The sequence below is a fragment of the Bradyrhizobium sp. STM 3809 genome, from assembly GCF_000239795.1.
Classification (GTDB): Bacteria; Pseudomonadota; Alphaproteobacteria; order Rhizobiales; family Xanthobacteraceae; genus Bradyrhizobium.
In genome coordinates this window covers 1-5,429 of record NZ_CAFJ01000264.1, presented here as the reverse complement: position 1 = coordinate 5,429, position 5,429 = coordinate 1, and the positions used below count along the sequence as shown (strand labels likewise).

The following is a 5,429-nucleotide window of genomic DNA, read 5'->3' as shown; positions in this document are numbered from 1 at the left end:
CGCCTACGTCTCGTTCGCCGCCTCTGCCTTCCTCGTCGCGCTCGGCGTGTTCTTCATGCCGATCGATCTGTGGATGAAGGGCTATCTGACGATGGGCATCGTCATGCTGGTGCAGACCTGCGTCACCCTGACCAAGACGCTGCGCGACCGTCACGAGAGCAGCAAGCTCGTCAACCGCATCGAGGACGCCCGCGCCGAGCGCCTGCTGATGGAAGTCTCGAAGGCCGCGTGAGCGATGAACTCCATCCATGAACACGCTCCCGGCGTGTTCATGGTCCGGCGGACGGCGCCGCGCTCGGCTCTTGACCCTCTCCATGAACACGCCTCTCGGCGTGTTCATGGTCGATGTGCAGGACCCCGTTGGGTGCCAGACCCTCATGGTGAGGAGCGCCGCGCCGATCTGGTCGGACAAGGCAAGATCCTCGTTCGCGGCGCGTCTCGAACCATGAGGTCCCGCTGGTGGCCTCGCCCTTCGAGACGACCGCCTGGAAGGCGGTCTCCTCAGGGTGAGGGTCTGATGTCTGCGGCGAACGACAGGAGAAGAGGTCGAGAACCATGAAGTCCTTGATCGCAGGCGGTGGAGGCTGCCGCTCGCCGTCCTTCAACGCGCGTTTACCGTGACTGCGACTTCGTCGCCGGACGTGGTCACGCATTAACGCCAGCGGCGGCATATGTCTCTGCGACCGAGCCGCATGCTAATAGGCCGGGCGGATGAGGGGAATGAACGTCGTCGCAGCCGCCAGGCGCATCAGGGACAATCTCGGCTTCTGGCTCACCGCGCTGGGCCAGGAGGCGATGGACCTGTCGCTGCGCACCCATGCGGAGCTGCGCACGCGCATCGTCGAAAGCCCGGGCACGACGCTCGATGATGCCGCGCTGGCCGCGCTGGTGGCCGATCTCCGCAGCGTCGCCGGCAAGACGCTGCCGGCCGGCGATCTCACCTACGGCATCTTCTCCGGCCAGCGCGAGGCGCTGGCCCGCGCCATCATCACGCTGGTGTCCGACGCGGCGAGCGGCCGGCCGATCGCCTTCAATGCGCTCGCGGTCATGCAGGTCGCGTGCGACGGCGAGACGCAGCAGGTCATCCATCTCGGCCTGGTGATGGTCGATCCCGACGCGCGCGGCAAAGGCCTGTCCGGCGTGCTCTACGGCCTCACCACGCTGCTGCTGTTCATCCGCGACGGCCTGCGGCCGAAATGGATCTCCAACGTCACCCAGGTGCCGGCGGTGGCCGGCATGGTGTGCGAGACGTTCTCCGACGTCTATCCGTCGCCGCAGCCCGGCGCGCGGCAAAGCTTCACCCATCTGGAGCTCGCGCGCGGCATCATGCGGGGGCATCGCGCCGTGTTCGGCGTCGGCGACGAGGCCGGCTTCGACGAGCAGCGCTTCGTCATCACCAATGCCTATACCGGCGGCTCCGATGCGCTGAAGAAGGCGTTCGAGGAGGCGCCCAAGCATCGCGACGAGATCTACAACGGTTTTTGCGCGCGCGAGCTGGACTATCAGCGGGGCGACGATCTGCTGCAGCTCGGCCGCATCGATCTCGCCGCGGCCCGCCGCTATCTGCTGCGCGAGATTCCCTCCGGCTCGCTGCCGGCGCTGCTCGCGACCTCGGCGGTGCTGGCGCTGCAGCGGATGATCCTGCCGCTCGTGCACTGGCTCGACGACAGCAGACCCTTCGGCACCTTGCGGCCGCGGCAGCCGTCCGGCGAGGCCGCGCCATGATGCCGGGCGTGGTCGCCGATTCCGTCGTCAATCTCTGCGGCGCCATCGGCCTCGCGGTCGCCGCCGCGATGCTGCACCGGCGCGATCCCCGGGGGCCGCTGACGGCGCGGCTGGTCACCCTGCTGGCGCTGGTCGCGGCGCTGTTCCTGCTGCGCGGCATCGCCTGGTGGACCGGCAACGCGGCGCTCGACCGCGTCTCGCTGATCCCCGCGGCGCTGATCCCGCTCGGCGCGCTGCTCGTCACCGAAGGCCTGCTGCGCCGGCACGCCGACCGCAGGCTGAAGCTTGCCGCGCTGCTCGGCGGCCTCGTGCTGGCGCTGGCCGGCGCGCTCGGTCCGGTAGAGCTCGAAAACGAGCACACCGCCGTGCTGTCGGCGTTCCAGCTCGCGGGCTTTGCCGTGTGCGCGCTGCTGCTGCTGCGCCGCGATCGCGGCAGCCTGCTCGCCTGGGAGAACCGCGCCATCGATCGCGTCGCGTTCGGCGCGCTGATCGTCATTCCCTTCATCATCACCGATTTCCGCGTGCTGGCGCCGGACATGCCGGTGCGGCTCGGCGCGCTCGGCGCGCTGCTCGCGGTGACCGCGATCCTGATCGCGGGCGCCGGCGCCGAGGCGCAGCGCCAGGGCGTGTGGTTGACGCTGCTGCGGATGTCGGGCGCGGCCCTGCTCGGCGCCGCCGCGGCGGCGCTGTCTGCGGATGTCGACGCGGCGCAATTGCTGCGCTTCTGCGCGGTGGCGATGGCCGGCGTGCTCACCATCGGCCTGCTGGGCGATGCGCTGCGCGCCGTGCTCGAGGCACGCGAGCCCGGCGTGCTGGATTCGATCGGCGCCTCGGGTGCCGCCACCCGCGACGAACTGATCGCCGAACTGACGCGCCAGCCGATCTTCGAGAGCGCGCGCCGTTATCGCGAGGCCTCGCTCGCCGCGTATGACCCGCCGCTGCTGCGCGATTTCCTCGCCTCACGCCGCGTGCTGCGGCGGGCCGATGCGCCGTGGGGGCAGGCGGCGACAGATCCGGCGGTCGAGCGCATGGTGGCGCTGATGGCCGCGCGTCACGCCACGCATGTCATCGTGCTGTCGCATGAACCCGTCGATCTCATCATCCTCGCCGTGTCCGTCATCGCCGCCGATCCGGCCACCGAGACCGCGCTCGCGCTGGTCAGGCGCCTGCTGGTGCAGGCGCCCGAGACGCCGTGACCGGGGCGAGGATCACCGCTTGACGAATGCCGCGAACGCCTCCGCATAGTCCGCATGCCAGCGCGACAGCGGCGGCCGGTTCTCGACGATGTCGCCGGCCGCCCACAGGATCCGCCGCTCGTCGAGCGAACGCGGCACATCATTGTCGGGGCACAGTACGTAGAAATCGCCGGCCGAGACGCGCTCCAGCATGAAGTCCACGGTCTGTTCCGGCGTCCACGCGGCGGCCGGCTTCTCGACGCGGCCATTGGCGGTCAGCGGCGTGAACACGAAGCCGGGGATGAACAGGTGCGCCGTCACCTGGCAATCCCTGGTGTTGCGCAATTCGTGCTGCAGCGCCTCGGTGAACGCCTTCACGCCGGCCTTGGAGACGTTGTAGGCGGGATCGCCCGGCGGCGTGGTGATGCCCTGCTTGGAGCCGGTGTTGATGATCAGCGCCGGCCGCCCTTGCGCGATCATGGCGGGCGCGAACACCTGCGAGCCGTGGATGATGCCCCACAGATTGACGCCGAGGATCCGCTGCCAGTTGGCGTCGGCGAGCATCGTGCTGCCCGGCTGGATGCCGGCATTGTTCATCAGCACGTCGACCGCGCCGAAGCGCCGGCGCACCGCCGCTTCCAGGGCGACCACGCTGTCGCGGTCGCTGACGTCCACCTTGGCGTTCATCACCGCGGCCTCGCCGCGCGTCGCGGCGGCGCTGGCCCTGGCGGCGGCCTCGCGCAGCCGCGCCTCGTCGACATCGGCGATGCAGACGTTCAGGCCGCGTTCGGCGAAGCGCAGGGCGGCGGCGAGGCCGATGCCGGAGGCGCCTCCGGTGATGACGGCAGTGCGATCAGGGGACAGGGCAGGGTGCGACACGGGCAGGTTCTCCGGCAGGACGTTGACGACATCTGTCTATGACGTCCTGGCGCGGCCGCAAGATCATCGCTCCAGGACATGACAGGTTGTCGTGGCTGCAACGCAGCACGCCCCGGTCCGGTTGCTGTCGCGCCTGCGTCCGTCGCGTTACGACGCGGCCTTGGCGCCGCGCGGCTTCTTCGGCTTCTCGATGTCGCTGCGCAGCGCGGCGAGATCCTTCTTCACCGCATGCGCCGCGTCGCGCTCGATGCGGCGGTAACGTTCGACCAGTTGCGCGCCGAACGGGGTCAGCGCCGCGCCGCCGCCATTGCGGCCGCCGGTCTGCCGCGCCACCGCGGGCTGCCGGCACACCCGGTTGATCTCGTCGACGAGGTCCCAGGCGCGCTTGTAGGACATGTCCATGGCGCGCCCCGCGGCCGAGATCGAGCCGTGCCTCTCGATGTTCTCCAGCAGCGCGATCTTGCCCGGCCCGATCCGGCTGCCGTCATCGAGATCGATGCGCAGGCTGAGGGAGGGCAGGGCGTTCGCTTTCGGCATGGAGGGTCTGCTCGGAGTGACGTGGGGCGGACATTGCCACCATCATGTTTTGCGAACAAGATGATCCCAATCGACAATCACAACGTCCTCAGGGGGAGAAATGCTGCCTGCGCTGTTTTCGCCGCTCACGATCGGTCCTTACCATCTCAAGCATCGCGTCGTGATGGCGCCGCTGACGCGCATGCGCGCCGCCAGGGACACGCTCGCGCCGCGCAAGCTCAACGTGGAATACTATGCGCAGCGCGCGACGCCGGGCGGCCTGATCATCGCCGAGGCCTCGCCGGTGCTGCCGACCGGCACCGGCAGTCCGAACGTGCCCGGCATCTACAGCGAGGCGCAGGTCGAAGGCTGGAAGCAAGTGGTCGACGCCGTCCACGCCAAGGGTGGACTCATTTTCCTGCAGCTCTGGCACGTCGGCCGCGTGTCGCATTCCTCGTTCCAGCCGGGCGGTGCGCTGCCGGTGGCGCCGTCGGCGATCGCGATTCCCGACGATCTCAAGGCGATGACGGCCGATGGCAAGGGCGCGGCCTACGAGACGCCGCGTGCGCTCGAGACCGACGAGATCCCGGCGCTCGTCGCCGCCTATGGCCAGGCCGCGCGCAATGCGATGAAGGCGGGCTTCGACGGCGTCGAGGTGCACGGCGCGAACGGCTATCTGATCGAGCAGTTCCTGCAGACCCGCAGCAATCAGCGCACCGACCGCTACGGCGGCTCGATCGAGAACCGCTGCCGCTTCCTGCTCGAGGTGATGGAGGCCGTGATCGCGGCCTGCGGCGCCGGCAAGGTCGGCGTTCGGCTGTCGCCTTACGGTATCGCCAACGGCTCCGGCGAGGCCGATCCGATGCCGCTGTATACGCACGCGATCGAGGCGCTCAACAAGCTCGGCATCGCCTATTTGCACCTGATCGAGCCGCGCTCCTCCGGCGCCGGCCGCGCCGACGTCAACTGGCAGAACGTGCCGTCGGCGATCGCCCTGTTCCGGCCGGTCTGGAAGGGCGTGCTGATCGGCGCCGGCGGCTTCACCGGCGAGCCGGCGGAGGCCGCGATCCAGGCGGGGCATGCGGACGCCATCGCCTTCGGCCGCTACTTCATCAGCAATCCGGACCTGCCCGC

6 protein-coding genes are annotated in these 5,429 nt (G+C 69.6%); 4 read left to right on the top strand and 2 right to left on the bottom strand.

Going from position 1 to position 5,429, the window contains the following annotated elements:
- The 3 genes from BRAS3809_RS14740 to BRAS3809_RS14730 form a co-directional block, all read left to right on the top strand.
- Positions 1-232: YiaA/YiaB family inner membrane protein (locus BRAS3809_RS14740; protein ID WP_035656330.1), on the top strand; the 232-nt coding region annotated here is incomplete at its 5' end.
- A gap of 488 nt (positions 233-720) precedes the next feature.
- Positions 721-1,725 (top strand): hypothetical protein, encoded by a 1,005-nt coding sequence (locus BRAS3809_RS14735; protein ID WP_008962909.1) that lies wholly within the window; start codon positions 721-723, stop codon positions 1,723-1,725.
- Positions 1,725-2,921, top strand: a complete 1,197-nt coding sequence (locus BRAS3809_RS14730; protein ID WP_008962908.1) for a hypothetical protein — start codon at positions 1,725-1,727, stop codon at positions 2,919-2,921. The genes BRAS3809_RS14735 and BRAS3809_RS14730 overlap by 1 nt, the downstream gene beginning before the upstream one ends.
- A gap of 12 nt (positions 2,922-2,933) precedes the next feature.
- Here BRAS3809_RS14730 and BRAS3809_RS14725 read toward each other — a convergent pair whose 3' ends face one another.
- On the bottom strand, positions 2,934-3,779 hold the full coding sequence (locus BRAS3809_RS14725; RefSeq protein WP_008962907.1) for an SDR family NAD(P)-dependent oxidoreductase: 846 nt from the start codon (positions 3,777-3,779) through the stop codon (positions 2,934-2,936).
- Positions 3,780-3,926: 147 nt separating this feature from the next.
- On the bottom strand, positions 3,927-4,316 hold the full coding sequence (locus BRAS3809_RS14720) for a winged helix-turn-helix domain-containing protein (RefSeq protein WP_008962906.1): 390 nt from the start codon (positions 4,314-4,316) through the stop codon (positions 3,927-3,929).
- A gap of 100 nt (positions 4,317-4,416) precedes the next feature.
- On the opposite strand from BRAS3809_RS14720, the gene BRAS3809_RS14715 reads away from it, so the two are divergent.
- Positions 4,417-5,429: alkene reductase (locus BRAS3809_RS14715; RefSeq protein ID WP_035656328.1), on the top strand; the 1,013-nt coding region annotated here is incomplete at its 3' end.

Excerpts from the sequence above, each read along its gene's own strand:
- BRAS3809_RS14730 (WP_008962908.1), top strand. The coding sequence starts at position 1,725 with ATGCCGGGCGTGGTCGCCGATTCCGTCGTCAATCTCTGCGGCGCCATC.
- BRAS3809_RS14720 (WP_008962906.1), bottom strand. The coding sequence starts at position 4,316 with ATGCCGAAAGCGAACGCCCTGCCCTCCCTCAGCCTGCGCATCGATCTC.
- BRAS3809_RS14735 (WP_008962909.1), top strand. The coding sequence starts at position 721 with ATGAACGTCGTCGCAGCCGCCAGGCGCATCAGGGACAATCTCGGCTTC.